Origin of the sequence: Exiguobacterium sp. s181 (assembly GCF_018617125.1) — a bacterium.
Lineage (GTDB): Bacteria > Bacillota > Bacilli > Exiguobacteriales > Exiguobacteriaceae > Exiguobacterium > Exiguobacterium profundum.
The window spans coordinates 277,183-302,955 of record NZ_JACSJM010000001.1; the positions used below are offsets into that span (position 1 = coordinate 277,183).

Consider the following 25,773-nt stretch of genomic DNA (forward strand, 5'->3'; position numbering starts at 1 on the left):
CGTTGATGACGTGTCGTTTCTGTTGGTCCTTTTTTGAAGAGAGGATGATTCAAGTGAATGATGCGATTGAACGGATTGGGCAAGAACGGATGATTGCCTCCATCAAAAGTCCAAAACAAATCGAGACGTTTTTACGGACGGATGTGACGACGACGTTTCTCATGATGGGAACGCTCAGTACGCTCGACCGCTATGTGGCGCACTTAAAGCGAGAGAATCGAACGGTCTTCCTCCACGCTGAGCGAATCAATGGCATCAGCCTCGACCGGGACGGAATCGATTATCTTGCCAAACGTGTCGGTGCCGATGGGATTGTCACGACGAAAGCATCCGTGCTCCAGCATGCGAAGCGAGCGGGGCTCTTGACGGTACAACGACTCTTTCTCGTCGACTCGGACGCGGTCACGAGCGGACTCAAGCTCGCAGAGGCGCAACAACCGGATGCGATTGAACTTATGCCGGGTCTGATTCCGAGCGTGGTCGAGAAGATTTCCCAGGAAGTCTCCTTTCCGATTGTGACGGGTGGCATGATTCGTCAACCGATTGATGTGCATCGCGCCCTCGATCATGGGGCATTCGCCGTATCGACCGGGGATGAACGACTTTGGAACGTACAAAGTCAGAAGGAGGAATTAGCATGAAATCGATTCAACTACAACAACTGACAAAATCATTCGGGGAGACGGAAGTCATTCGAGGGATTGACGTGACGATTGAAGCAGGAGAGTTCTTCGCACTCGTCGGTCCGTCCGGCTGCGGGAAGAGTACGATGCTTCGGATGATAGCCGGGCTCGAATCCATCACAAGCGGAACGCTTCGCATCGACGGTGTGGCGGCGAACGGGATGAAGCCGAGTGAGCGTCACTTGTCGATGGTGTTCCAAAACTACGCCCTTTACCCACATATGACGGTGGAGAAAAATATCACGTTCGGTCTACATACGAAAGGACTGACGAAGCTTGAACAGCGGGAGCGTTGCCTACAGGCAGCGGAAACACTCGGGCTCACCGATTACCTGAAACGGAAACCGCGTGAGCTATCTGGAGGTCAGCGACAGCGTGTCGCCTTGGCACGTGCCATCGTGACTGAGGCACCGATTTGCCTGATGGATGAGCCGCTCTCGAACTTAGATGCGAAGCTACGGGCAAAGATGCGTTCAGAGATTCGCCAGTTACAGCGAAAACTCGGATTGACGATGATTTATGTCACTCACGACCAAGTCGAGGCGATGACGATGGCGGACCGCATCATGCTCCTCAATGAGGGGGAAGTGCAACAAGTCGGAAAGCCGCTCGACTTATATAACAAACCGGCGAATACGTTCGTCGCTTCCTTTATCGGGTCACCTCCAATGAACCTAGTTGAGGTCACGCGACAAGAAAAAGGCTGGATGGCATCGGACGGTCGCATCTTCCACCCAAATGCCTTGACGGAAGTATCACAGGCGACACTCGGTGTCCGTCCTGAGCAAATCAAGCCAGCGGACAAAGATGTGACATTTTACGCAGAACTGAAAAATATTGAAGTGCTCGGGACCGAGACGATTCTCGCCTTTGACGTCGGAGGGAACGAATGGTTGGCAAAATGGCCGGGACAATGGCCGCTCACGGTCGGCGAAAAAGTAGCGTGTTATGTGGATTCGAAACAGATGTCGCTATTTGATACGAACGGACAGCGCATCGAGCCACGACAACCGAAACTATTTGAGGCGTTGGAGGTGTTCCAATGACGGTCGCCTTACCGAGAGAGAAAGCCCGGACACGGCTATCTGACGCGGCGAGCGGTCTGTTGTACTTGTCTCCGTCCATCATCTTGTTCGGTGTCTTTCTCGTCTATCCGCTGTTGCGAACGATCTATTTAAGCTTTTTCCGGACCGACACACAGGGGACACCACTCGAATTTGTCGGAGTCGGTCATTACAGCACGCTGTTCACGAGTGCCGCATTTTGGCAAAGCATTCAGGCGACAGTCGGATTCGTCCTTTTGACGGTCCCGCTCACGATTCTCATTGCGCTCGGTCTCGCACTCCTCGCCAATGAGAAACTGAAGGGCATTGGCATCTTTCGAACAGCGTTCTCGGCGACGATGGGGATGAGCGTCGCGGCGTCATCGGTCATTTGGATGTTCATGTACAATCCGTCAATCGGTATTTTCAACCGGTTCCTCGAGGCTGTGGGGGCAAGCGGTGTACAGTGGCTCCTCGATCCACAATATGCGCTCCTTTCCGTGTCACTTGCGACCGTTTGGATGAACATCGGCTTTACGTTCTTGATTCTACTTGGCGGTCTGCAAAACATCGATCGGACGTTATATGAGAGTGCGGACATTGCCGGAACGAGTTATTGGACACAGCTTCGGGCGATCACCATCCCGATGTTGTCGCCGACACTTTTCTTTGTCGGGATCATCTCGCTGATCAACGCCTTCCAGACGTTTGGACAGATTGATTTATTGACGAAAGGTGGACCGACGAATGCGACGAATGTCATCGTCTATGCCATCTACAAAGATGCGTTCATCAACTATAACGTCGGCAGTGCCAGTGCCCAGGCCGTGCTCCTATTCATCGCCGTCCTTTTGTTGACATGGATCCAATTTAAATTGGTTGAAAGGAAGGTGCATTACCAATGAGACTACGGAATGTTGGCGTCTATGTCTTACTCGTCTTGAGCGCCATCGTCATGCTGTTTCCAATCGCCTATGCGTTTTCGATCAGTCTGATGGACGGGAAGGAAGTGCTCCAGGGACATCTCCTTCCACGTGAACCTTCATTGGAAAACTATGTGGCCGCGTTCGAACGCATCCCGATGATGACGTACCTGCTCAACAGTTTGATTGTCGCGCTCCTCGTGATGGTCGGACAGGTCGTATTATCGAGTCTTGCAGCATTCGCGTTCGTCTTCATCGACTTTAAAGGAAAAGGGCTCATCTTTATGCTCTTCTTGGCGACGATGATGGTGCCATGGGAAGCGACGATGGTCCCGAACTTTTTGACGATCCAGTCGCTCGGCTGGCTGAATAGCGTCTGGGGACTGTCTGTGCCGTTCTTCGCACTTGCGTTCGGGACGTTCTTACTTCGGCAACAGTTCAAAACGATTCCGTATGAAATGTACGAGGCGTCCCAAATTGCCGGGATCAGTCGCTTCCGATTCTTTTGGAACGTCGTCTTGCCGGTATCGAAGACACCGCTCGTCACATTGTCGGTGTACAGCTTTTTGACGACTTGGAATATGTACTTATGGCCGCTTCTCGTCACGAACACGGAACAGGCGCGGACGGTCCAAATCGGCATCAAACAGATGCAGTCGAACGAAGTCGCCTCGGATTGGGGCGTCGTCATGGCAGCAGTCATCTTGATTATCATTCCGACACTTGTATTGTTGTTCGCAGGACAAAAGCACTTGCAAGAAGGATTGACGCAAGGCGCTATCAAATAATAGGGGGATATGACAAATGAAAAAGTTAGGATTATTCGCAGGGTTGGCAAGTTCGGTGTTATTACTCGGGGCATGTGGCAGTGAAGAAGCGGCACCAGTCGCGGCGACGACAGAAGACGGAAAGACAGAGGTCGTCTTTTGGCATGCGATGAGTGGGGACTTGGAGACGGCTTTAAACAGTCAAGTCGATGCGTTCAACGCTTCGCAAGACGACTATGAAGTCAAACCGGTCTTCCAAGGAACATATGAGGAAGCGTTGACGAAATTCAATGCGGTCGCCGGTTCGGAAGACGCGCCAGCCATCATGCAGACGTTCGAGGTCGGGACGAAATACATGATCGATTCGAACAAAATCACACCAGTTCAAGAGTTCATCGACAAAGAGGATTTTGACACGAGCGTATGGGAAGAGAACATCTTGAGTTATTATCAGGTCGATGGGAAGCAATACTCGATGCCGTTCAACTCTTCGACACCGATCCTCATCTATAACAAAGAGGCGTTTGAAAAAGCAGGGCTCGATCCAGAGAAAGCACCACGCACATATGACGAGTTGAAAGAGGCGGCGAAGAAGTTGACAACGGACGGTCAGACCGGCTTCACGATGCTCAACTACGGTTGGTTCTTTGAACAGCTCTTGGCCGCACAAGGTGGACTGTATGTCGACAATGACAATGGACGAAGCGGAGACCCGACGAAAGCCGTGTTTGATGGCGAAGAAGGACAGAACGCGTTCAATCTCATCAAAGAGATGTACGATGAGAAGACATTCCTAAACGTCGGTCAAAACTGGGACGACATGCGCGCGGCATTCCAATCTGGAAAAGTTGCCATGTACCTTGATTCGTCAGCAGGAATCCGTACGGTAGCAGACAACGCGGACTTTGAAATCGGCGCATCGTACTTACCGGTACCGACTGAAGCGGAGCGTCAAGGCGTCGTCATCGGCGGGGCATCGCTCTGGATGGGTGATGGCATTGCCGAAGAGACGAAAGAAGGCGCATGGGAGTTCATGAAGTATGTCGCTTCAACGGAAGCGCAAGCACAGTGGCATGTTGACACAGGCTACTTCGCCATCAATCCGGAAGCATACAATGAACCGATCGTAAAAGAAATGTGGGCGAAATATCCACAACTGAAAGTGACGGTCGACCAACTCAGTGAGACGAAACCATCACCGGCGACACAAGGAGCGCTCATCTCGACGTTCCCGCAATCACGTCAAAGTGTCGTCAACGCGATGGAAAGTTTGTATCAAGGGGTGTCGGTCGAAGAAGCATTGAAGCGTGCGGCCGATGAGACAACTTCCACCTTGGGGCAGTGACATGTTGATTTACGCACATCGCGGCTATAGCGCCAATTACCCGGAAAATACATTGTCCGCGTTCGAGGCAGCTCTTCCCTATGTGGACGGAATCGAGCTGGACGTACAGCTATCGAAGGACGGGCGTCTCGTCGTCATTCATGACGAAACCGTCGACCGGACGACAAATGGAACGGGATGGGTGAAAGACATGACGCTTCAGGAGTTGCGCCAGTTGAAGATTGACGGCTATGAACGCATCCCAACGTTAGAAGAGGTGCTCGGACTGATTGAACGAAGCAACGTCACCCTGAACATCGAATTGAAGACGGATCAATATGCGTATCCAGGGATCGAACGTCTCGCTTGGTTTGCTGTCAACGAGTTTGAACTCGGTGACCGTGTCGTGTTCTCCTCATTCAATCGTGAAACGCTCGTCCGAATGCGAGATGTGGCACCAGTCGCCCGGCTTGCAGTGTTGACACTCACGGGTGAGTCGGACACCGTCTCGTTCGCTGAAACGATTCGGGCCGAGGCGATTCACGCCCAGCCTGCATTTATCGGTTCGAAAGCATGGGATCAGATACAACAGACGACGCTCGAGACACGGCTCTACACGATTAACGATGTGAAGGACCTGCCCCTGATAGCGGTTTCGGCCATCATGACAGATGAGGTTGAACGGTTTACAAAATGAGTACAACAAACCCCGCTTTCACTTGAAGCGGGGTTTGTTCATGTCATGATCGGTTGTGGTGTGTCATAGGTCGAGACAACAACTTGATTGCGCCCTTCATGTTTTGCTTGATAGAGCGCCGAATCCGCAAGATCGACCATCCGCTTGATGGGAAGCGAGGTCCCGTGTGCGACCCCGACAGACGTCGTGATTTGAATCGGTGGAAAATCGTTCAAGTGGAATAGTTCACCAGCAATCCGTTCTCGTATCCGGTTGGCCACTTTGTCTACCTTCTCTGGCGTCAAGTCGTACATCAAGATGACGAATTCTTCGCCACCGATTCGTGCGACAGTGTCATGGGCACGCGTCTCGACTTTTAAGATGTTGGCGAACTGTTGTAAGACGAGATCACCGTTTCCGTGACCATATGTATCGTTCACATGTTTAAAATGATCGATATCGAGCGCGAGTACATTGTACGTCCGATTCTCTTGCCCGATGGAAGCCGTATATCGATCCCACACACGTCGATTGTATAGACCGGTCAAATGGTCTCGTTCAGACGACTGTTTGTACTCGATGGCACGGCGGGTCGTCTGTTCTAAATCGATGGTGAGGATACTCGAGAGTAGACCGACGAGCATGCCAATCATCCAAATGGACAAGACGAGGGATACATAGGCTGTGCTCCAACCCATATTGATATAGACGGCAATCGAAATAATGAAGAGCGCCCATACGTTCAAAAAGATACTCTGTAAGAAGAGTCGCTCCCGAAGCAGCCGATGAATCCAGAGCATCCCGATGCTGACGATGAACGTCGCGATAAACGCAATCACGGCCTGCTCGGTCATTCCGAACAAAAATCGTGTACTGGCGATGACAAGTGTCGCAATGAATAAAGGAAAACGAGCACCATAAAAAGCAAGCAACACGAGCGGTAAGTGACGTAAATCCACACGGACCATATCGTTAGCTTCTACGGCGTTATACATCAAAAACAGACCGAGTGCACCGGCGAGTATTCCAATCACAGAACTACGAAGACGGTACGAATTAAAAAGCGAAGAATGATAAATCTTCGAGATGATATAAAATCCGGTGAATGCGACACAAGCATTGAGCAACAAGACGGTGAGCGTCATTCCTTCACGACCTTTTCGATAGACTATACATTAACGGTAGCAGTCTTCAAATAATTGTCAATCTGAAGGTGTGTAAATGTTCATTATCTTTTCACGCTTTCTTCTTTGTTCCTCGAAACGCAAAAAACATAGCGATACCAATTCCAATGCCGAGCCACCAATTATCGAGGGTGAGCCCGAAAACGACGGCGAATACGACGGCGACGGGAATCGATAAGTAGCCACGTTGTTTCATCTTCATTTCCTCCTCTCTTCGACACTTCTTTATTCCCAAAAGGTAGACACTTCATTCTCAAATTGAGGTAAGACAAAAACGTTCGACCGAGTGAACTACTCACCACTTATTTGCTTCACAAATTGAAGTGGGAGCTTCTTGGGAAGACCGTACTTTTATTAGCCACGATTGTTTACCAAGCTCGTCGGGTGGTTCCCACCCTGAAGGAATTCGTTTTAGTTTGCCAACATCAACAGGTTGATGCTCGCGTTGATGTCACGGTCATGATGCGCGCCACAGGCACACGTCCATTCACGGACATCCATCGCCTTCTTCTCGCCTTTTACACCGCAAGTGGAACAGATTTGAGTGGATGCGAACCATTGATCCGCCTTGATGAGCGTCCGTCCGTAGAAGTTTGATTTGTATTCGAGTTGCCGGACGAACTCGTACCAACTGACATCTGCAATCGATTTGGCGAGCTTATGGTTTTGCATCATGTCCTCCGACTTCAATGTCTCCACGACGATGACTTGGTTCTCGTCAACGATCCGTCTTGACAGTTTGTGAAGGAAGTCCTTGCGTTGGTTGGCGATCTTTTCGTGTTTCTTGGCCAAAAGTAATTTGGCTTTTTCACGATTCTTGCTTCCGATCTTCTTTCGCGACAGCGCCCGTTGCGCCTTCTTGACCTTCGCCTCGGACTTACGAAGGAGACGTGGGTTTTCGATTTTCTCCGAGACCATCGCATCGTTCGTCATGACGGCGAAGTGCTCCAAACCGAGATCGATCCCGACCTTGTTCTCGGCTGGGATCCATGGTGCATCGTCCTGTTTGACGAGGAGGGAGATGAAGAACTTGCCCGTCTTGGTCATCGACACCGTCGCCGACCGGATGACGCCCTCAAACGAGCGATGTTGTTCGAACTTCACGAAGCCGATTTTAGGAAGTCTCACCTTGCCGTCCTCGATGCGGATCGTGCCGTGCTGGTTGTTCGTCGTGTAGGAGGCGCGCGACCGCCGTCTCGATTTGAAGGCCGGGAAGCCGCCCGTCCCGGCGAAGAACTTCGCGAACGCGGTGTCGAGGTTCAGCTTTGCGTTCGCGAGCGCGAGGCTGTCCGCCTCGGCGAGGAACGGGAACAGTGGCTTGTAGGAGGCGGGTGTCGCCGGTTTCCGTCTCGTCACGATCCCCGCTTTCGCCTCATCGCGGATGGCGATGCGGTCCTCGAGCAGCTTGTTGTAGATGAACCGGGCGCAGCCGATCGTCTTGATGAGGAACTCGGCCTGTGCAGGCGTCGGGTGGAGCCGGTATGTGTAGCCCTTCAGCATGTCCGTCCCTCCTCCCTTCCGAAGATCGTGATGTGTCCTCCTCATCCGATACCCGTGGAGGGGAGGGAGAATCTGACGGAATCACGAACCTTTGTTCGTCACATCTGTCACAAGGGGAAACGAGTATTGGACCGGGCGATTCATCTCCCACCTACGCCGGGCTTCGCCCCGAGACGCTTAGAGGAGGGAGAATTCTCGCCTGATTTAGTTAAATCAGTCGAACGAAACCGAATGTTTAGGGGATGGCAGCAATGGACAGCTCTGTCTGGTATGAAGCTCGATTGTAAAGGTGGTGCCTTCTCCGTATACCGAGTCCGCATGAATTACCCAACCGTGGGCTTCGGCAATTCGTTTGCAGATTCGTAGACCGAGACCTGTTCCTTTTATGGCTTGGTGGGCGGCGGATTCGACACGGTAATATTCATCAAATACGTAGGGAAGTGCTTCTTCTGGAATCCCAATCCCGGTATCGGATACAGATAAAGTTACCGTGCCAGCACTTTCAAATACGCTCGTATGGACCGTCCCGCCATCAGGAGAGTACTTGATGGCGTTACCAATGAGGTTATGGAGCAATTGCCGTAACTTTTCTTCATCTGCTTGAATCAAGACATCATTCGTTTCAAACGTCACCGTATGAAGCGAGGAGGTCGTCTGATAGCTCGACATGACATCCTCTAAAAGAGGACGGAGTGCGAACGTCGTCACGGTCAGTTGATCAGCCGTGTATCGTTCTTTTTGATAATCGAGGAAGTTATCGACGAGCCGCTCCAGCCGTTCCGATTCTTGTTTGACTTGTGTTAGCATCTGATACGATTTTTCCGAACCTTGATGGCGTGTCATGAGTAGCTCCGTATATCCATGGATGGCAGTCAATGGCGTGCGGAAATCATGAGACAGTTCGGCAAGGAAACTGTCTTTACGTTCTTCAAAGCGGACGGCTTCCGTTTGGTCGCGCCACATGATGAAAACGCCACGTGGTGTCCGCGTGAAGTTGAAAATCAAATGTAGCGTCTTGTCATTAGAACGCAGACGACGTGAAGTCATCCTTGGATCCGTTTCGGTCGCACATTCGAGCAATTCCTGGATGAGGTGCATGACTTGTGCGGAATCCGCCCCATGCTGTTCCAACGTGGTATATACATAACGAGTCAATGTTTCCAATGTGTCAAAAGATTGTGTTGTCATAGAAGGGTACCATTGCCGAAGAGAATCATTCGAATACAGACGACATCTTGAGAAATCGATATAACACATCGCATCCTGTACTTCTTCCACGATGGAAGCGATGGAGAACGTATGGCGTTGCTGTTTTTGACGAGCGGAGCGTTTCTGCCTAATCCTATGGAATCGGCGCATGGACCTACCTCCTCGCGAACATTTGTACATGCATTCACAACTAGTATACGACATTTGAGAAGGAATCCCTATACAGGCAATAGTCCTAGCAGAAACGTATCGAAATCAGGACGGATACAAAACACCTCTCCGCTGATAGAACAGAGAGGTGTCGGTCATTCGGTCACGTTTACTTGTCCCATCATCCCATTTTCTTCATGCTCGAGGATGTGACAATGATACATAAATGTGCCGGTTTTCGTGAAGGTGATTTCAATCTTTACTCGTTCATCCGGAGCGACGGCTACCGTATCTTTCCACCCTTTTTCCTGATCGGATGGTGGGTTGCCGTCTCGACTAATGACTCGGAACTGGACGCCGTGGATGTGGAAAGGATGTGTCATCCCACCCATCATATCCGGCTTATTTTCAATTTCCCATACCTCGGTGTCTCCGCGTTTCGCTTCGATGTCGATACGCTCCGGATCATAGGTCTTTCCGTTGATTGAAACCATGTTACCCATTCCAAAAAGGGTGAGGCGGCGGTCTGCTGTCTCATCTGTCAAGCGCTCCATCGTTTCGGTCACCGGAATCTTAATGGACGCCTTGTCAAGTTCACCGACACGAAACGTGGTGAATGTCACCCCGTCCGCTTTTAAGGCGGCGACATCTTCAACTTGTGAAAAATCAATCAGTACCTCGGCCCGTTCACCTGGTGTCAACGTGAGGGTCTCTAAGGGAATCGGGCGTTCTAACGGCCCTCCGTCTGTCGCAATCTGCGTCATCTCGGCCTCGTTAGATAACGTAAAATCAAAATCGCGCGCATTCGAACCGTTGACTAGTCGCACTCGTAACGTCTCGGTTTGAACGTCGAACGTCGTGTTGATGGCTCCATTCGCAAGAATGGTATCCCCCGTCGTTCCATCAACGTTCATATGGGCATCATAATCCAACTCACCGTTCGGCGTGAAGAGTCGATCTTGTACGATGAGCGGGATGTCGTCGACTCCATATTCATTCGGGAGACCGTTCTGTGCATCGTCGGTCACATAAAGAAGACCGGCGAGCCCTTTATAAACTTGTTCGGCTGTCAATCCCATCGGATGGGGGTGGAACCACAGTGTACTAGGTTCTTGATCGATGTCGAGTCGAACTTGTGCCTGTTCACCTGGTGCGACGGTCTGATGAGGTCCCCCGTCCATGTCGGCAGGGATGACGAGTCCGTGCCAGTGGAACGTTGTCGGTTCATCCAATCGATTGATGGTATCGATTACGACTGTTTTTCCTTTCGGTAACTCGATCATTGGTCCGAGTAAGTCTCCATTATAGCCGAACGTTTCCGATTTCTTGCCGTCTTTGAAAAATTGTGACGTGCCTTTAGTTGCTTCCACCGTATAGTAGACCGTGTCTCCCGTGACACGATTTGGCTGTAAGGCAGTCGGAATCGGAAGCGGCTGTGTCGGTTCATCCGTTGCTTGGAGCTCTTGCATCGCTCCGTGTCCCATCGGTCCGTTATTGCCACCCATTCCATTATCACCCATCATGTGATCATCCATCTGACCCGTTGCCGAATCGTTTCCCATCATATGATCTTGGTCCATATTGTTGTTATGGTTCCATGTCCCGTTGAAAAGGACGATTAGTAAAACGAGGATGCCTCCAATTAAAATCCCCGTCAACAGAAACCATATTCCTTTCGATTTCATGCTATAACACTCCTTCATTGTTCAGTCCTCACTTTGTTGTACCACCTAATTGTGAAAGAAACATGAAAGTCCAAATCTGTTTAATCGCATACCGAATAGAGGTATACAATCCGTGTAAAGGAGAGGATGAATGATGGAACATGCACACGATCAACACCATGGACATCATGAGGAGAGTCACGAGTCTCATCATGGCGGACACGGACACGAGCATATGATTGACGATTTCAAACGACGTTTCTTCGTATCGCTCGGGCTGATGATTCCGATTTTATTGTTATCGGACATGATTCAAGAATGGCTGCGGTTTGAACTCGATTTTCCGTTTGAAAAGACAATCTTATTTGTATTGGCGACGATTGTGTATGTATACGGCGGGTGGCCGTTCTTAAAAGGAAGTGTGGAAGAGTTAAGAGAGCGTAGCCCGGGCATGATGATGCTTATTGGCTTGGCGATCAGCGTCGCTTACTTTTATAGTGCAGCTGTCGTCTTTGGCTATGGAAGCGGACATGACTTCTTTTGGGAACTCGCTTCATTGATTGTGATCATGCTACTCGGCCATTGGATTGAGATGCGTTCTGTCATGGGAGCGTCGAACGCGTTGGAACAACTCGTGCAGCTTCTACCGAACGAAGCGCATCGCATCAATGGGGAAGAAACGGAAGACGTTCCTATCTCTGAACTGAAGGAAGGAGACCGAATCCTCGTCAAACCGGGGGAGCAGGTACCCGTGGACGGGAAAATCATCAAAGGACGAACAACCATCGACGAGTCGATGTTAACCGGCGAATCGGTACCGGTCGAAAAAACAGAAGGTGAAGATGTCATTGCGGGTTCGATCAACCAAGAAGGGAGTTTGACGATTGAAACGATTGGTACGGGAGAAAGTACGTACTTGTCAAAAGTGGTTGAATTGGTGAGTGAGGCACAAAAATCGAAGTCGCGGGCTCAAAATCTGGCGAACCGGGCGGCAAAATATTTGTTCTATATCGCAATTGCCGCTGGGGTCATCACGTTCACCATCTGGTTCATGCTCGGCTACTCAGTCGGGACAGCGATCGAACGGATGGTAACGGTCATGGTCATCTCATGTCCCCATGCACTTGGACTGGCGACACCCCTGGTCGTCGCCGTCTCGACAGCATTATCGGCAAAACAAGGTCTTCTCATCCGCAATCGGACTCAATTTGAAGAGGCGCGTCGACTCGATGCCGTCATTTTCGATAAGACCGGTACGCTGACGGAAGGGAATTTCGGCGTCACGGACATACAGGCGAACTCGCCTTATAAGGAGGAAGACGTGTTGCAACTCGCAGGAGCAGTTGAGCGTGAGTCGCAACATCCTCTCGCGCAAGGGATTTTAAGAGAAGCCGAGAGACGGGAATTGAAACTGGCGGCTGTCGACGACTTCGGTTCGATGACAGGTGTCGGATTGGAAGGAACGGTTGACGGTGCGCATATACAAGTCGTCAGTCCGCGACATATCCGCGATCAACACATTCAAATTGATGAGGAGACGTTTGCACGACTCTCGGAAGAAGGAAAGACCGTCGTCTTTGTTTTGAAAGACGGAGAATGGGTCGGGATGATTGCGATGGCCGATCTGGTGAGGGAAGAAGCGAAAGAGACCGTCGAGGCACTTCATGAAAAAGGCATTCGCTCGATCATGTTGACGGGTGACAACGAGAAGGTCGCGCATTGGGTCGCGGGTCAGCTCGGTATCGATGACGTGTATGCCGAAGTATTACCGGACGACAAGGCGAACCAAGTGAAAGACGTCCAAAAAGATGGCAGCAAAGTAGCGATGGTCGGAGATGGAATCAATGACGCACCTGCCTTAGCACAAGCGGATGTCGGCATCGCAATCGGGAGCGGGACAGACGTTGCCGTCGAAACGGCAGATATTGTCCTCGTCCGCAGTAATCCGAAAGATGTCCTATCGATTTTGGAGCTTTCACAGAACACGTATCGTAAGATGATTCAAAACTTGTGGTGGGCAGCCGGGTATAACATCGTCGCCATCCCGCTTGCTGCAGGCGTTCTGGCTCCGATTGGAATCATCTTGTCCCCAGCCATCGGTGCCGTCTTGATGAGTTTAAGCACAGTTATTGTCGCAATCAACGCTCGACTTTTGAAGATTTAACATTTCTTTCACCTTTAGTCAGTATGCTAGACGGGATGCTAGAGATGGAGGGATCAAGATGAAACGAATGTTGATACTATCACTATTCCTGACTCCACTGCTTTTAACGGCTTGTGGAACGGAAGAAGCACCGTCGGACACGAGTCAATCCGAGAACGTGACGACAACTACAAAAGACGAGTGGCAGCGTGTGAGATCCGATGAAACGGTTTCTCATATTCACGGGGCTGGATTTTGGCAAGACGATAACCGTCCGGTCATTGCAACGCATGCCGGATTGATGGAATATCGTGAAGATGGCTGGTATACACTTCCGACGAATCGTCATGACTATATGGGATTCGAACTCGTCGAGGATGGATTTTATGCAAGTGGTCATCCCGACCGACGTACCGACTTCCAAAATCCACTCGGTGTGTTATACGGGAAAGACCATGGCATGACATTAGACGTACGGGCACTGGAGGGAGAGGCAGACTTTCATTACATGAGTGCGGGTTATGCGACGGAAATGTTGTACGTCTACCTTGAGGAAGCGACGTCAGAGCTAGAACCTGGATTCTATCGTTCGGACGATGGCGGAAGATCGTTCGAGTCGATGCGAGGATCTGGGGTAGAGGGTGAGCAGGTGGCAGGGATTGTCGCCGACGCGACGGAAGCGGAGCGGGTCTTCTTATACGGACCGTCCGGTATCCTCGTTTCGAAGGACTTTGGAGATTCGTTCGAGCCACTCGTTGAATCAGAACAGGTGATTACGGTCGGAGCGGATGAGGGGCAGTTGGCATACGTACGACAGACAGATGGTTCTTTCGAAGGGGTTCGTTTCAATCTAGACGATGAGTCTACAGAGACGTTCGATCTTCCAGAGTTTCAAGCGGATGCTGTGCCGATTAAATTGGCGATCAAAGAGGAGCGCATGCTGCTCGTCACATCTGACAATAGCGTATATGAGCTCATAGACGAGAAGTGGCAGACACAACTTGATGCAGGTGAACTCGACTGACGAAAGACGCCTTTCCATTACTGGAGAGGCGTCTTTTTGCTGAGTGGTAGGGCGACGGTGAACGAGGTACCTGTTGTATCCGAAGATACCGTCAACGTCCCACCATGCCGTGTGACGATTTGCTTGGCGATGGCGAGTCCGAGTCCGCTTCCACCAGTTTGACGAGATCGTGATTTTTCAACACGGTACAGACGGTCGAAAATGTGTGGGAGATCTTCTTCAGGAATTCCCTTTCCGTCGTCAGTGATGGTCAAGACGAGATAAGCGTCTGAAGTATTAGAATGAAGTGAAACATGTGTCGCCTCACTATGCTGAATCGCGTTGTGGGCAATGGACCGGAAGACCTGAAGCATGCGATGTCGATCCAATGTGAGCGTGATGTCTGCTTGTTCTATGTTCGGAGAAGCAGCGAACCGAATCGTCGTCATTCGGAACATCGTATCGAGCATTCGTCGTAAATCCTCACAAAACGTCGTGACAGAAACTTCTTCTCGATGTAACAAGAACGTGTTTTCGTCGAGTTGAGCCAATTGAAACGCATTTTCCACCAGTTCTGTGAGCGAACGACTCTCATCTAAAATTGTCTGGATGGATTGATTGCGTAGCGGTTCGGGTGTGCTTTCTTTCGAAGCAATCTCGGCATATCCCCTCAAATAAGTGAGAGGGGTCTTGATTTCATGTGAGAGATCGGACAAAAATTGATGTCGTTCGCGACGTAAGCGAGCCAACTCCACGGACATGGCCTCGATGGAGCGAGCCAACTCACCGATTTCGTCAACGCGATTCGTTGGTAGCTGTAGGTTATCGGGATTCGTCAGTACGTTCTCGGTCGCTTGTTTCAGTGACTGAATTGGTTTCGAAATGAGGCGGCTCAGCAGGATGAAGGTCAGCACGGTCGTCACCAGTGCGATGGTCGTGATATACAGAAATCGCAACTGAAGGCGATGACTGATTCCATGAATGATCTCAGTCGGTAAAAACATGTAGACGTACCCATACCGTGTATCGAGATCATCCGTGATCGGCGTACGAACGCTTAAATACGGCTCGTTTTCCCAGTCGTCCTCTAGAACAGTCGTATCATCGAATGGACCTGCACGTCGTTTCGTTTCGACGGTATCGACCAGTACCTGTGGAAAAGAACGGGACGTTTGAAGAAGATCATGTGCTGGGTCAGTGATGGCAACTTTTGTGTCCGTCTCACTTTCCATGGTAGCCACATGACCGATTGTCTCTTCGGAAAAGTTCATCGCCAATACATTCGCATGACTCTCAGCCCGTGATTCTAATCGATGGACTTCTTCTGTCACGCGTTCCCCAAGTAGTGTGTGGTAAAGGAGCAAGAATAAGACTCCTTCAATCAACAACGTAGACAACAGGAAGACGAGGCTGATTCGGAACGGTAAGCTATTACGACTGCGTCTCATCCGGAACGCTCCTCGGTCCATCGATACCCACGTCCCCATACCGTCTTCAAATAATCATCGATTGGAAAGCCTGCGTCCCCTAACTTTTCTCGAATCATGCGTATGTGTGCATCGACTGTACGGGGGTCAGATTCGGCAGAGTACGGCCAGACGAGATCATACAAATCTAAGCGATTGAACAAACGATTCGGGTGCTGAAGAAATAGCTTCAAGATGGCTGTTGCTTTTGGCGTCAGAATGATTTCCTGTTCTTCATATAAGATGCGCCCACACTCTTCATCGTAACGGAGTGGACCGTATTGTAGGTTAACGACCCGACTTCTTCGCAGGACGGCTCGAATTCGAGCGAGCAACACATTTCCATCGAACGGTTTGGTGACGTAGTCATCCGCTCCGGCATCTAGCCCTTGAATGGTGGTCTCGTTGTCTGAACGTGCCGTCAACAAGACGATGGGTAATGCCGGATCCATCGTTTTCAACTGACGACAAAGTGAGATGCCGTCCACTTCCGGCATCATAATATCTAAAAGGATGAGGTCCGGTCGCTCTTCAATCTTATCGAGTGCGGAATCGGCATCATTTGCCTCGATGCAAGCATACCCATCGCTCTCAAGAAACAAACGAATCAAATGTCTCATTTTTTCTTCATCGTCTACGATGAGAATCTTCATCTTGTATTCCTCCTTCCTCTTATTATTATCGTTCCGTGTGCTTTGCGTGATTTCCTTCCATGGCGAAAAGAGTCTGTAGTTGTTCACGTGCGCGTTCGACGTCTCGACAGTAAATGACGGGTACTCTCGCGTCAATCGGTCGATCCGTGACGATGGCTACTGCACCATTTCGGATGGCGGCCCTCACTAAATCGACGCCACGTTCATTGATTGGGCGCTTGCATATATATAAAAACATTTTATTTATTTTTTCTGGTGTCGTTCCGATTCCGCGAATTGTCATTTTTTCCGGGTGATCGAGATAAGACCAAGATAAAACAGAATCAAGTGTTGCCAGTACGTCACGCAATGTCCGCTCTTGCATCATCGTTCTCCTTCCTTGCATGAACTCAATTTCACTAGTGTACCCGATGTTTGTGAAAAAGAAGTGAAAAGTGTTAAGAGTACGATTAGACCGAGAAATAGGCGGGTTTGAGTATAGAAGAAGTAGGTAAAAGAGTTTTTATACGCACAATAAGAAAGGATGAATAAGATGAAACAGTACGGTAAATTTGGAATCATGATTGCGGTCTCGACATTCATTATGTATTGGCTCATGTATTTGAACGTGTTTCAGTTCAATCATATCTTCTTTAGTCAGACGAGGTTGTACATGGCACTCATCATGGGATCGGTCATGGCGTTCGTCATGCTTCTCTTCATGTGGGGGATGTATAAGAACAAAACAGTTAACTTTATCATCCTAGGGGTCAGTGCTCTCGTCTTCAGTGCCTCGCTTTGGCTCGTACGTAGCCAGACGACCGTCGATGATGTCAGTTGGATGAAAGCGATGATCCCTCACCACTCGATTGCCATTTTGACAAGTGAACGCGCTGAAATTGAAGACCCACGCGTGAAAGAATTGTCTGAAGAAATCATCAAGGCACAGCGCCGTGAAATTGAAGAGATGAAGCGATTGATTGAAGATTTAGAGGATGAAGAGGAGAACGCCGAGGAAAATCGTGAGTAACAGACATGCACAGTCGAAAACGGCTGTGCATTTTTTGTATGTTGAAAAGGAAAAATAAAGAAAGTAAGTTATAATTTGTTTTCCTTTATTTGAAATATAAATGACATATTTGTCGGTTCGTTTTGGTGGTAAAATTTTTTCAGTTAGATAATATAAAAAAAAAATTTAAATACATAATTGAAAGGATTTACCACATCATGAAACGAAAGATGCTTTCTCTCTTCTGTGCCGTTCTTCTCACAGTCGGAATCTTCACTCCGACAGGTACCCCGGCTGAAGCTGCTACCACGTATTATGTCAAAGTCACGACTAACAGTTTAAACGTCCGTTCGGGTCCGGGCACGACGTATGCAATCGTCGGCAGTGCGAAGTTGGGACAATCCTTCAAATATCTCGGCGTGAGCGGGGGATGGACAAAAATCAATTTCAACGGGACATCCCGCTACGTATCCAGTACATATGTGAAGAAGTACAGTGTCTCCACGCTTTCAACCACATCGGCTGCGAAAATGATCATCCCGACAAAAGGGACGTTGACACAAAAGTATGGTCCGGCGAGCGGGCAGTACGGTTATACGTTCCATAACGGTATCGACTTGGCTGCTCCAAGAGGAACACCGGTCGTGTCAGCCGCTTATGGAAAAGTCATCGTTTCTCGGAACTATGGGGCTTACGGTAACCACATCATGATGAGCCACCAGTTGAACGGACAAACATACATCACAGTATATGCACACCTCGATCGTCTCAATGTCGTCACAGGACAGACGCTAGCAAAAGGAGCAACGATTGGAACGGTGGGGAATACCGGTAACTCGTTCGGGAATCATCTCCACTTCGAAGTGCATCGGAACAGCTATGTGTATAGCAGTTCATCTCCTGCTAACAGTATCAATCCGTATACAATGTTTTGACATAAAAGCACGCGCTCTCAAACAATGGGAGCGCGTGCTTTTTGATTAATGCCATGTTGTTTGTTTGTTTCGTTCGATTTGGTTGGCGGCGATGAAGCTGACACCAAGGACGATACCGAACACCAATCCGAATAGATTATTGAAAAGTAACATAAGGATGATCCCGAAGACGAGACCGATACTCATGAGGCCAATCCGATCAAACATATTGAATCCCCTTTTCTGTAGTTGTGCACCTCAATGATTACCCGATTTTCAAAGAAAGAACACCGACGAAATGGACTGATTGATTCATTATACGTGTTTAGACGAACCAGGTTTCGTTTTGTAGAAACTATAGAGGACGCTAATCAGGATGACGAGAACGATGGTTCCAAGAGACATCCAAATCGGCATTTTGTACACATCACCGAAAATCATCTTCGCCCCGATGAAGACGAGCATGAAGCTGAGACCGTGTTTCAAATAGTAGAAGCGGTCGATCAAGTTGGCGAGGACGAAGTAGAGGCTACGAAGTCCGAGAATCGCCATGATGTTCGCATAGAAGATGATATACGGGTCACGTGAATACGCGAAACTTGCAGCGACCGAATCGACAGCGAAGACGATATCCGACAATTCGATAAAGATGAGCGCGATGAAGAGTGGCGTGAAGAACAACTTCCCATTGATGCGCTTCGTGAACTTCCCGGATGAGATATCCTGTGTGATGGGCAGGCGTCGCTCGAGCCAACGAATCGTCTTGTTTTCTTCAAGTGACTCGTCTTTCCCGATATTCTTATACATCATCCACCCTGTATAAACGAGAAACGCTCCGAACACGTAGTAGACCCAACCGAAGTTTTCTAAAAGGGATACGCCAGCGACGATGAAGACAGCGCGGAAGAAAATCGCTCCTAGAATCCCCCAGAACAGTACCTTGTGTTGATACTTGAGTGGGATGGCGAAATAGGCAAAAACAAGTGAAAAGACGAAGACATTATCAATCGCGAGTGCCTTTTCGATAAAGTAGACGCTCGCATATTCCGTTGCGGCTGTACTTCCTTGCGTGAAGAACAACCATCCTCCGAATGCGATGGCAATCCCAATCCAGACAAACGTCCATGTCCATGCTTCGCGGAGCGAGACTTCGTGCGCTTTACGGTGGAACACCCCGAGGTCAAGTGCGAGCATGAAGATGACGATGAGTAAGAACCCGATAAGTAGGGTCAACAACAATTCCTCCTTTTAAGGTCATATGAACTTCTATATATTTAATTTAAGTTCATAAGAACTCAAAGTCAAGCGTAAAAATAAACAACCACTCGAAAAAGAGTGGTTGTTTATTCCTCAATCTATACTTTGTTCAATGTTTTGTACAACATCTGCAAGCATAATTTGCTCTAGGACTCGTTCCATGGCGGATTGAGCTGTTATAAAAATGGGCTCAATCGTTGCTTGGATGTTTCTTCCGACCGGGCAAGCCGGATTTGGTTGATCATGAATTCCGAACAGTTCATTTGGTTCGACGACAGCAACGGCTTGATAAATTTCAAGAAGTGAAATGGTGTTTAGTGGTTTAGTAAGAATTGCACCAGCAACACCTGGTTTAACTTGAATCAATTCTGCTTTTTTTAACATGGCCATGATTTTTCGAATAAGAGCAGGGTTTGTATTTACGCTCCGCGCTAAAAAATCTGATGAAATCACTTCTGGTGGTGAAAGCGCAACAAGAGTCAGCATGTGGATGGCAACCGAAAAACGACTACTGATTGTCATAAATATCTCCCTTTCGGTTTTTATAGATGTAAACAACTTTGTTACATGCTTAGTATAACAGGGAAAGAATAATTGACAAATCAGTTACCTGTAATTATCATAATTACAGGTAAGTGATTCGATTACAGGTTAGGGGAGGAAAAAGAATGAAATATTTAGTCACAGGAGCAACGGGGAAACTCGGCTCGAAAATTGTAGAGGAACTACTTAAGTCGATTGATGCGAGTGAGCTCGCTGTAAGTGTACGGAATCCGGAGAAGGCGGCGTCTCTTAAAGAGCGTGGCGTTGATGTGCGACATGGTGATTTTGATCAGCCAGACACACTCGATGAAACGTTCAAAGGTGTTGAGCGTCTTTTGATCATCTCGGCAGATGGCGATAACGATACGCGGATTCGTCAACATACGAACGCGGTTGAGGCGGCGAAACGGGCAGGTGTTTCATTCATTGCCTACACGAGTCTAGCCGATGCGACAGACAGTGAGAACTTGATGGCACCTCCACATGTCGTCACAGAGGAAGCGATTGTCGAGTCCGGTATTCCACATGCGTTCTTACGGAACAACTGGTACTTAGAAAACGAGTTATCAAGCATTCAAGCGGTAATTGACGGGGCGCCATGGATCACGGCGGCTCGGGACGGTAAAGTCGGTTGGGCTCTACAACAAGATTATGCGGAAGCCGCAGCGAATGTTCTGTTGAAAGAACAACAGGATCATGTGATCTACGAACTATCAGGACCACTTCATACCCAGCAAGATCTTGTAGACGCACTCAGTGAAGTGTTAGGTCGTGAAGTGATGATGCAGGAGTTGAGTCTCGAGGCATACGAAGAGACGATGCGCGGGGCTGGGTTGCCAGAGGAAGTCGTTGCGATTCTTGTGGGGATTCAGCGAAGCATTCGTCAAGGAACGCTCGAAATTCATGAGAGTGACTTCGAATCGGTTCTCGGACGCCCGGTCACACCTCTTCAAGAAGGAATTCGTCAATTGCTCGGCCGATAAGGAAAATGCCCTCGACCAAGTGGTCGAGGGCATTTGTGTTAGGCGCGAGTGGCGTGATCCTCGAGTTGAGAAGTCACGTTTTCAAGCGAATTCGCGGTTAGCGCGAGTCGGTCCGACATCGAGCTGAGTTCTTTTTGAATAGCGACTTGCTCTTCCGTTGCTGCGGCAACATGGTGAATCTGTTGTTGAAGTTCATTCGCCGCATATTTCGTCGATTCAAGTCGTGTTTCGAGTGTTTCCATCTGTGTCGTGACCCGCTGGCGCGTCTCTTGAATTGAAGCGATTTGTTCGTCGATTTCTGATACATCTTCTGTAAGACGGCCAAAGACAGCCGTCACATCGTTCGTGACCGTTTGACAGTTTTCGGTCGCTTGTTTGAAAAGATGCGCTGATTTGGATACGACGGTCGTATCTTCCATCAATCCACCGAGGACTCGGGTCATCTCGGATGCATATTCACGCGATTGGACAGCGAGTTTCCCGACTTCGGAGGCGACAACAGCGAATCCTCGTCCAGCCTCACCGGCACGAGCCGCTTCAATAGATGCATTCAAGGCGAGCATGTTCGTCTGTTCACTGATTGAACCGACTTGTTGCAAGATTTCTTGGATTTCGGTTGAACGATTCGACATTGTCGCGACAATCCGGTCGAGCTGCTCCGACTCGGTGATGATTTCTTGTACTTTTGCTTCCATCAGTCGCATGTCTTTGTTCCCGGCAAGGGCATCTTTGGCGATACGCGAGGACGCTGCGGCCGTCTGGGCCATTCGTTCTTGAATGAGCGCTGTCAAAGAACGGATTGAGTGAATTTCATCTGCCCCTTGCACCATGGATTCCTGTTGGGATGAAGCATGCGCGACAATTGGATCGACCGTGACAGCGATTTGCTCACCAGATTCAAGAGACTGGTTAGCAGCAGATTCAAGCTCTTCGGCGTGACTGTTTAACGATTGAACGAGGGCGCTGACATCATGAATCGCTTGTTGTAACAACTGTCGTGTTTCTTGCTCCTGTGCCTCGGCATGTTGCGTCTCTTTGTTACGGAGGTGGATTTGCGCGACAAGCACGACGCTGAGAAGAATCAAGTACACGGCATGGACGAGTAGTAAACTGAACGGATAGTCGCTCGTCCCACAAATCATCTCAGGGATTAAAAAGTATCCGACTAGATGTTGCACAGCAAAGATCCCCGCACTATACAAAATCAAATCGGTTCGACGCATGAACGACAAAATCGCCAAGACGACAAAAATGGAGAAGTGATACTCAACGAGTCCTTGCCCTCCTGCGACGGTCGAGATGCTAGCGAAGGTGAGCGTCAGCATCATCCAATAAGGAAATGCTACGGATTCTCGCTTCGAGGCGACGACCATCATCCCAAAGAAGAGGATTGGAAGGGCGAACAAGACCCACGTCACACCGGAATACACGTAACCGTCCGCACCGTTTCGTAGGATCGTATACGCATAGGCAAAGTCCGTGAAACGATGTAGCAAATGGACAACAACCGACGTCATCACAATCAATAACGTCGTCAACAACATCAACTGATTTCTTTTGATCAAACTCATCATTCTTTCCTCACATTCTCGTGTTCATTTGTTGTAGCTCTATACATATCGGATGAAGTTGACGGAAGTTAATATAGATTGCACATTTGGAACAAAAAAAGGAGCACAGGGCTCCGATTGAGGTAATCAATGTGATGTGCCGTACCACTTGTTATAGAAATGATACGGTTTTTTTGCTTGATCCGTCGTCAAAAAGAGAAACTTCTCACGTGTCAAATGTCTCAGCATATAAGAGAGTGATTCTGGAGAAGTGGCGTGATCATGCATCAAGACGATAGATGCTTGATAGTAAGCGCGATGAGCACGTACTTGTTTGATCGTTTGATAGCGCATCGTTTTTTGATCCTTTTTATATTTCCAATCGAGCGTATCAACGTTCCAGTCCCACATGTCAAAACCGGCCTTTTCCATCGCTTGACGATGTGCTTTGGTCATATGAGGCACACTTCCATAAGGGACGCGAATGGTCGTTGACTTTACGCCGGTGATATCAAAAATCAATTGTTGAACTTGTTTCATCTCATTTACTGCGGTTTGAGGGGAACGATAAAATGTTTTCTTATCGTGAGTCATACTATGTAATCCGATTGTATGACCCTCGTCCACGATTCGTTGGAGAATGGCTTCATTTCCTTTGATTTTCTTGCCCAAAATAAAAAAAGTTGCCTTCACATCATATCGTTTTAAGACATCGAGCAACTTCGGTGTGTATTGATTTGGTCCATCGTCGAAGGTTAGATAGACCATTTCTCCTTTATTATATCGAGAATGAAATTCTTTTGCTGAAATTGAAACAGACGAACTACATAACATGAAAATAACTAGAAGACAGGCGATAACTTTTTTAAACACGTGGTGATTCCCCTTTAAATAGTATATGTGGATATTATTCCCACATATAATTTACAATAAAAGGGATTGTGTGTTCAAATGCCTTTTAGTGAGATAGGAGAATCGATTTTTCAATTTAGGCCTAACCACTTTTTCACCGGTTCCCGGAAGATATACGTCACGACAATCAAGCCGACGAAGACGAGCGCGGCGATGAAGATCGTAGTGACACTGCCTGAGGCGAGGCTCGCCCCGAGGAAGCTGTAGGCGAACGTACCTGGAATCATGCCGAGCACGGTCGCCGGTACGAAGGCACGGAAGCGAACACGTGAGATTCCGCCGGCATAACTGAGTAAGTCGAAACTGACGAGCGGGATGAGCCGGAGGACAAATACATATAAAAAGCCACGACGCTCCATTTGTGTGAACAGTTTCTCTGACCATGGATAGCGGTCGACGTTGATGACTGAGCGTCCGAAAAAACGCCCCATCACATAACCGGTCGTCGCAGCAGCAGTTGCACCAATAATGATATAGAGGACACCTGGCCATACGCCGAACGCGAGTCCGGCTCCGAGCGAGAGGACGGATGTCGGTAAAAATGCGACCGGACCGATGGCATAAAGAAAAATAAAGAAGAGTGGACCCCAAAATCCGAATGACAAGACGATGTCCCGGATGTCAGACGGACGCAACTCATAGTGGAAATGGGTGATATAGAACAAAGATCCAAACACGAGAAGAAAGAGTGTGAGTTTAAGTGGTCGTGACAAGTTGTCCGCTCCTTTCGTAACCGAATGTATCTGATGTTAGTATACTGCATCTCCATACAACATAAATGCGAGCCGGCTTACAAAAGGTGTAACGAGATGGAGCAAAGAGGCAGCTATTCGAATTGAAACTTAGGTCAAGGCTTTCTAAACATTGCTTCATTTTTCACAAATTCGACACGATAAATAGAATGGGAGGGAAAATGATGAAAAATTTAACTAAAATCAGGCGAGAATTCTCCCTCCTCTAAGCGTCTCGGGGCGAAGCCCGGCGTAGGTGGGAGATGAATCGCCCGGTCCAACAGTTTTCTCTCCCTATGACAGATGTGACGAACAAAAGTTCGTTATTCCGTCAGATTCTCCCTCCCCCTCCGTGGGTATCGGATGAGGAGGACATATCACGATCTGCTGGAAGGAGGAGGGACGGACATGCTGAAAGGCTACAAATATAGGCTCCACCCGACGCCTGCACAGGCCGAGTTCCTCATCAAGACGATCGGCTGCGCCCGGTTCATCTACAACAAGCTGCTCGAGGACCGCATCGCCATCCGCGATGAGGCGAAAGCGGGGATCGTGACGAGACGAAATCCGGCGACACCCGCATCCTACAAGCCCCTGTTCCCGTTCCTCGCCGAGGCGGACAGCCTCGCGCTCGCGAACGCGAAGTTGAACCTCGACACCGCGTTCGCGAAGTTCTTCGCCGGAACGGCCGGCTTCCCGACCTTCAAATCGAGACGGCGGTCGCGCGCCTCCTACACGACGAACAACCAGCACGGTACGATCCGCATCGAGAACGGCAAGGTGAGACTTCCTAAAATCGGCTTCGTGAAGTTCGAACAACATCGCTCGTTTGAGGGCGTCATCCGGTCGGCGACGGTGTCGATGACCAAGACAGGCAAGTTCTTCGTTTCCATCCTTGTCAATCAGGATGACGAGCAATGGATTCCGGCTAAGAACAAGATCGGCATCGATCTCGGGTTAGAACACTTCGCCATCATGACAAATGATGACATGGTTTCTGAGAAGATCGACAACCCTCGCTTTCTTCGCAAGTCCGAAGAGAAGGTCAAGAAGGCGCAACGCGCTCTGTCTCGTAAGAAGATCGGGAGCAAGAATCGTGAAAAAGCCAAATTACTTTTGGCCAAGAAACACGAGAAAATCGCAAACCAACGCAAAGACTTCCTTCACAAATTGTCAAAACGAACCGTTGACGAGAACCAAGTCATCGTCGTGGAGACATTGAAATCGAAGAACATGATGAAGAACCACAAGGTCGCCAAATCGATTGCCGACGTCAGTTGGTACGAGTTCGTCCGCCAGCTTGAATACAAATCAAACTTCTACGGACGGACGCTCATCAAGGCCGACCAATGGTACGCATCGACGCAAATCTGTTCTTTTGCGGCGAAAAAGGCGAGAAGAAAAAATTAGATGTCCGTGAATGGACGTGTGCCTGTGGCGCGCATCATGACCGTGACATCAACGCGAGCCTCAACCTATTGATGTTGGCTGACTGACAACCATTCAG

The 25,773-nt window shown here is 49.0% G+C and carries 25 protein-coding genes and 1 pseudogene; 12 read left to right on the plus strand and 14 right to left on the minus strand.

Features of this window, described 5'->3' with window-relative positions; genetic code table 11:
- The first annotated feature begins 44 nt into the window (after nt 1–44).
- From KNO70_RS01575 to KNO70_RS01600, 6 genes are read left to right on the plus strand one after another with little or no spacing between them, the layout of a single operon-like run.
- Nucleotides 45–641, plus strand: a complete 597-nt coding sequence (locus tag KNO70_RS01575) for a glycerol-3-phosphate responsive antiterminator (RefSeq protein ID WP_078147641.1) — start codon at nt 45–47, stop codon at nt 639–641.
- On the plus strand, nt 638–1,729 hold the full coding sequence (locus KNO70_RS01580; RefSeq protein ID WP_214687531.1) for an ABC transporter ATP-binding protein: 1,092 nt from the start codon (nt 638–640) through the stop codon (nt 1,727–1,729). The genes KNO70_RS01575 and KNO70_RS01580 overlap by 4 nt, the downstream gene beginning before the upstream one ends.
- Complete coding sequence (locus tag KNO70_RS01585) at nt 1,726–2,631, plus strand: carbohydrate ABC transporter permease (protein WP_214757963.1); 906 nt, start codon at nt 1,726–1,728, stop codon at nt 2,629–2,631. Before KNO70_RS01580 ends, KNO70_RS01585 begins: the two co-directional genes overlap by 4 nt.
- The gene (locus KNO70_RS01590) at nt 2,628–3,437 is read left to right on the plus strand and encodes a carbohydrate ABC transporter permease (RefSeq protein ID WP_214757961.1); all 810 of its coding nucleotides are present in this window, start codon (nt 2,628–2,630) and stop codon (nt 3,435–3,437) included. Before KNO70_RS01585 ends, KNO70_RS01590 begins: the two co-directional genes overlap by 4 nt.
- A gap of 16 nt (nt 3,438–3,453) precedes the next feature.
- Nucleotides 3,454–4,761, plus strand: coding sequence for an ABC transporter substrate-binding protein (locus KNO70_RS01595; RefSeq protein ID WP_214687529.1), 1,308 nt, complete (start codon nt 3,454–3,456; stop codon nt 4,759–4,761).
- Nucleotide 4,762: 1 nt separating this feature from the next.
- Entirely contained in the window at nt 4,763–5,437 is a 675-nt protein-coding gene (locus KNO70_RS01600; RefSeq protein ID WP_214810943.1) for a glycerophosphodiester phosphodiesterase, read from the plus strand.
- A 38-nt stretch (nt 5,438–5,475) separates the two neighbouring features.
- Here the strand turns inward: KNO70_RS01600 and KNO70_RS01605 are convergent, their stop codons facing one another.
- The 5 genes from KNO70_RS01605 to KNO70_RS01625 all read right to left on the minus strand — a co-directional run bounded on the left by KNO70_RS01605 (nt 5,476) and on the right by KNO70_RS01625 (nt 11,144).
- Complete coding sequence (locus KNO70_RS01605; protein WP_214757955.1) at nt 5,476–6,561, minus strand: GGDEF domain-containing protein; 1,086 nt, start codon at nt 6,559–6,561, stop codon at nt 5,476–5,478.
- 91 nt (nt 6,562–6,652) lie between these two features.
- On the minus strand, nt 6,653–6,796 hold the full coding sequence (locus KNO70_RS01610) for a hypothetical protein (protein ID WP_026825140.1): 144 nt from the start codon (nt 6,794–6,796) through the stop codon (nt 6,653–6,655).
- 215 nt (nt 6,797–7,011) lie between these two features.
- On the minus strand, nt 7,012–8,100 hold the full coding sequence (tnpB, locus tag KNO70_RS01615; RefSeq protein ID WP_214810945.1) for an IS200/IS605 family element RNA-guided endonuclease TnpB: 1,089 nt from the start codon (nt 8,098–8,100) through the stop codon (nt 7,012–7,014).
- Nucleotides 8,101–8,313: 213 nt separating this feature from the next.
- Nucleotides 8,314–9,459, minus strand: coding sequence for a sensor histidine kinase (locus KNO70_RS01620; RefSeq protein WP_214757951.1), 1,146 nt, complete (start codon nt 9,457–9,459; stop codon nt 8,314–8,316).
- Nucleotides 9,460–9,614: 155 nt separating this feature from the next.
- Nucleotides 9,615–11,144: a multicopper oxidase family protein gene (locus KNO70_RS01625; protein WP_251024882.1), complete on the minus strand. Its 1,530-nt coding sequence runs from the start codon at nt 11,142–11,144 to the stop codon at nt 9,615–9,617.
- Nucleotides 11,145–11,274: 130 nt separating this feature from the next.
- Here KNO70_RS01625 and KNO70_RS01630 point away from each other — a divergent pair, with 130 nt between their 5' ends.
- A complete protein-coding gene (locus tag KNO70_RS01630) occupies nt 11,275–13,287 on the plus strand; it encodes a heavy metal translocating P-type ATPase (RefSeq protein ID WP_214757949.1) in 2,013 nt (670 codons plus the stop codon).
- A 58-nt stretch (nt 13,288–13,345) separates the two neighbouring features.
- Nucleotides 13,346–14,290 carry a F510_1955 family glycosylhydrolase gene (locus tag KNO70_RS01635; protein WP_078147630.1) on the plus strand — a complete coding sequence of 315 codons (945 nt, stop codon included), beginning with the start codon at nt 13,346–13,348 and terminating at the stop codon, nt 14,288–14,290.
- Between the two features lie 17 nt (nt 14,291–14,307).
- Here KNO70_RS01635 and KNO70_RS01640 read toward each other — a convergent pair whose 3' ends face one another.
- From KNO70_RS01640 to KNO70_RS01650, 3 genes are read right to left on the minus strand one after another with little or no spacing between them, the layout of a single operon-like run.
- Nucleotides 14,308–15,717, minus strand: a complete 1,410-nt coding sequence (locus tag KNO70_RS01640) for a sensor histidine kinase (protein ID WP_214757948.1) — start codon at nt 15,715–15,717, stop codon at nt 14,308–14,310.
- Nucleotides 15,714–16,388 (minus strand): response regulator transcription factor, encoded by a 675-nt coding sequence (locus KNO70_RS01645; protein WP_214757947.1) that lies wholly within the window; start codon nt 16,386–16,388, stop codon nt 15,714–15,716. Before KNO70_RS01645 ends, KNO70_RS01640 begins: the two co-directional genes overlap by 4 nt.
- 25 nt (nt 16,389–16,413) lie before the next feature.
- Nucleotides 16,414–16,755 carry a hypothetical protein gene (locus KNO70_RS01650; RefSeq protein ID WP_214757946.1) on the minus strand — a complete coding sequence of 114 codons (342 nt, stop codon included), beginning with the start codon at nt 16,753–16,755 and terminating at the stop codon, nt 16,414–16,416.
- A 165-nt stretch (nt 16,756–16,920) separates the two neighbouring features.
- Between KNO70_RS01650 and KNO70_RS01655 the strand changes: the two genes are divergently transcribed.
- Both KNO70_RS01655 and KNO70_RS01660 read left to right on the plus strand, forming a co-directional pair.
- Nucleotides 16,921–17,397 (plus strand): DUF305 domain-containing protein, encoded by a 477-nt coding sequence (locus tag KNO70_RS01655; protein ID WP_074035791.1) that lies wholly within the window; start codon nt 16,921–16,923, stop codon nt 17,395–17,397.
- 197 nt (nt 17,398–17,594) lie between these two features.
- Nucleotides 17,595–18,311 carry a peptidoglycan DD-metalloendopeptidase family protein gene (locus KNO70_RS01660; protein WP_214686217.1) on the plus strand — a complete coding sequence of 239 codons (717 nt, stop codon included), beginning with the start codon at nt 17,595–17,597 and terminating at the stop codon, nt 18,309–18,311.
- Between the two features lie 45 nt (nt 18,312–18,356).
- On the opposite strand, the gene KNO70_RS01665 is transcribed toward KNO70_RS01660, so the two are convergent.
- The 3 genes from KNO70_RS01665 to KNO70_RS01675 form a co-directional block, all read right to left on the minus strand.
- Nucleotides 18,357–18,518, minus strand: coding sequence for a hypothetical protein (locus KNO70_RS01665; protein ID WP_159562944.1), 162 nt, complete (start codon nt 18,516–18,518; stop codon nt 18,357–18,359).
- 87 nt (nt 18,519–18,605) lie between these two features.
- A complete protein-coding gene (locus tag KNO70_RS01670; protein ID WP_159562943.1) occupies nt 18,606–19,523 on the minus strand; it encodes a TerC family protein in 918 nt (305 codons plus the stop codon).
- Between the two features lie 117 nt (nt 19,524–19,640).
- Nucleotides 19,641–20,069, minus strand: coding sequence for an Rrf2 family transcriptional regulator (locus tag KNO70_RS01675; RefSeq protein ID WP_078147626.1), 429 nt, complete (start codon nt 20,067–20,069; stop codon nt 19,641–19,643).
- 146 nt (nt 20,070–20,215) lie between these two features.
- On the opposite strand from KNO70_RS01675, the gene KNO70_RS01680 reads away from it, so the two are divergent.
- Entirely contained in the window at nt 20,216–21,073 is an 858-nt protein-coding gene (locus KNO70_RS01680) for an SDR family oxidoreductase (protein ID WP_214757944.1), read from the plus strand.
- A gap of 38 nt (nt 21,074–21,111) precedes the next feature.
- Here the strand turns inward: KNO70_RS01680 and KNO70_RS01685 are convergent, their stop codons facing one another.
- The 3 genes from KNO70_RS01685 to KNO70_RS01695 all read right to left on the minus strand — a co-directional run bounded on the left by KNO70_RS01685 (nt 21,112) and on the right by KNO70_RS01695 (nt 24,248).
- Nucleotides 21,112–22,644 carry a methyl-accepting chemotaxis protein gene (locus KNO70_RS01685; protein WP_214757942.1) on the minus strand — a complete coding sequence of 511 codons (1,533 nt, stop codon included), beginning with the start codon at nt 22,642–22,644 and terminating at the stop codon, nt 21,112–21,114.
- A 126-nt stretch (nt 22,645–22,770) separates the two neighbouring features.
- A complete protein-coding gene (locus KNO70_RS01690; RefSeq protein WP_240499857.1) occupies nt 22,771–23,391 on the minus strand; it encodes a polysaccharide deacetylase family protein in 621 nt (206 codons plus the stop codon).
- Between the two features lie 215 nt (nt 23,392–23,606).
- Nucleotides 23,607–24,248 (minus strand): TVP38/TMEM64 family protein, encoded by a 642-nt coding sequence (locus KNO70_RS01695; protein ID WP_078147622.1) that lies wholly within the window; start codon nt 24,246–24,248, stop codon nt 23,607–23,609.
- A 426-nt stretch (nt 24,249–24,674) separates the two neighbouring features.
- On the opposite strand from KNO70_RS01695, the pseudogene tnpB (KNO70_RS01700) reads away from it, so the two are divergent.
- Nucleotides 24,675–25,762 (plus strand): annotated as a pseudogene (gene tnpB / locus KNO70_RS01700) (IS200/IS605 family element RNA-guided endonuclease TnpB).
- The last annotated feature ends 11 nt before the right edge of the window (nt 25,763–25,773 follow it).